We start from the raw sequence: 1,849 nt of genomic DNA on the forward strand, positions 1-1,849 counted from the left end.
CAGCCCTGAAGCATAACCGCGCCACCCCAGTCACGGCGCGGGCTGGCGGGGGTTAGAGAAAGTTAATGTTCGCACAAGGGGGTAGACACCGCGCGGCGACTCTGGCAGGATTAACGGCAGGGTAATCGGTCTGCCGTTCCGCCGGGGGGTGGCGATGGGTGCGATGAGTCCAGGATCGTGGGTGCACTGTGGTCGCGTCTTCAGCGTCGAGGAGATTGCCGGCATCCGCCAGACGGTGGCGTGGCTGCCGCGGTTGGGGCGGCGCGAGTTGGCGGCGACGCTGTGCGAGCATTTGCAGTGGTATACCGTGACGGGGACGGCGAAGGTTCACGCCTGTCGGGAGTTTCTGGAACGTCTGGAGGCGGCCGGGTTGGTGGTGCTGGCCCCGTTGCAGGTCGCGCGGCGCCCCCATCCGGCGCCCCCGGCGCCGGTGGTGGCGGCGCCGGCGCCGCTGCACGGCCCCTTGGCCGCGCTCGGCCCGGTGCGCCTGGTGCCGGTGCGCGCCGACGCCGCGGCGGTGGCGCAATGGAATGCGGCGGTCGCGCGTTGGCACCCCTTGGGCTACAAGGGTGCCTTCGGCTACCGGCTGCGCTACTTCATCACCGCGGGCGAGCAGCACCTGGGCTGCCTCCTGCTGGCGGGCGCGGCGCGCGCGCTGGCGGTGCGTGACCACTGGATCGGGTGGGACGCCCAGACGCGCCGGGCCAACCAGGTGCGGGTGCTCAACAACAGCCGCTTTCTGATCTTTCCCCACGTCCAGGTGCCGCACCTGGCCAGCCATGTGCTGGGACAACTGGCGCGGCGGGTACGCGCCGACTGGCTCGCACACTGGGGGTTTGCGCCGCTGCTGCTGGAGACCTTCGTCGACCCGCGCCACTACGCCGGCACCTGCTACCGCGCCGCCGGCTGGGAACTGCTGGGGGAGACCAGCGGGAGCGGGCTGGCGCGACCGGGCCGGACCTATCACAGCGCCCCACGCCACGTCTGGGTCAAGCCCTTGAGTGCACAGTGGCGCGAGCGCCTGTGCGCCACGTCCGGGGGGACGACGCCATGAGCAAACCCTGCTGCCGCCCGTCACGCGCGGCCATCAAGGAGCAACGCGCGCACAAGAAACAGCAGGAACAGGCGCTACGCACACAGCAGCGCCAGGACGGATTGGTCCCCCGGATACCCGCGCCCTTGCCCAACTGCTGCTCGGCCTATGCCACCATCGCCGCGGAACAGCAGGCCCGCGAGGCGGCGGTCAGCGGCCAGATGTGCGTCCTGCGCCGGGAGCTACCCGCGTTGCTCGCCCGTCTGGGACAGATTCCTGACCCCCGCCCGCCCAAAAAGTGCCGGCATCGGCTCACCGTGCTGCTGCTCTACGGGCTGCTGATGTTCGTCTTTCAGTTCGCCTCCCGGCGCGCGGTCAACCGCGAACTGACGCACCCCCAGTTCGAGGCCAACCTACGGCTCCTGTTCCCCGAACTGGAGAGCCTCCCGCACGCCGACACCCTGTTTCGGCTGCTGCGCGACATCGACGTGGCCCACCTCGAACAGGCGCACATCGACCTGGTACGCCGCCTGATTCGCGCCAAGACCTTCCGCCGCTACCTGATCAACCACGCCTATCCCATCGCCATCGACGGCTCCCAGAAATTCACCCGTGACCACCTCTGGGATGAGAATCTCCTGGAACGTCAGGTCGGGGCCGAGGACGCGCGCCACGCCCAGTACTTCGTCTACGTCCTGGAGGCCAGTCTGGCCTTTCACAACGGCCTGGTGATCCCCTTGCTGAGAGGGTATAGACAAAATTAAGTCGTTGTCGTCATGCGTCGTAGAAGGATCCGCGCCTCAGTGAGCCAGACCC

Annotated in this window: 2 protein-coding genes; both read left to right on the forward strand. The window is 68.6% G+C overall.

The features are described 5' to 3' along the window. Positions 1–181 precede the first annotated feature (181 nt). Positions 182–1,054, forward strand: a complete 873-nt coding sequence (locus QZY48_RS09735; RefSeq protein ID WP_295430546.1) for a Druantia anti-phage system protein DruA — start codon at positions 182–184, stop codon at positions 1,052–1,054. Continuing rightward, positions 1,051–1,797 (forward strand): transposase family protein, encoded by a 747-nt coding sequence (locus QZY48_RS09740; protein WP_295430548.1) that lies wholly within the window; start codon positions 1,051–1,053, stop codon positions 1,795–1,797. The genes QZY48_RS09735 and QZY48_RS09740 overlap by 4 nt, the downstream gene beginning before the upstream one ends. Positions 1,798–1,849: the final 52 nt, after the last annotated feature.

Origin of the sequence: uncultured Thiodictyon sp., assembly GCF_903828115.1 — a bacterium.
In the GTDB taxonomy this organism is placed as follows: Bacteria; Pseudomonadota; Gammaproteobacteria; order Chromatiales; family Chromatiaceae; genus Thiodictyon.

Bases quoted from the DNA above. Each gene is read 5' to 3' on its own strand.
- QZY48_RS09740 (WP_295430548.1), top strand. From the start codon at position 1,051: ATGAGCAAACCCTGCTGCCGCCCGTCACGCGCGGCCATCAAGGAGCAA.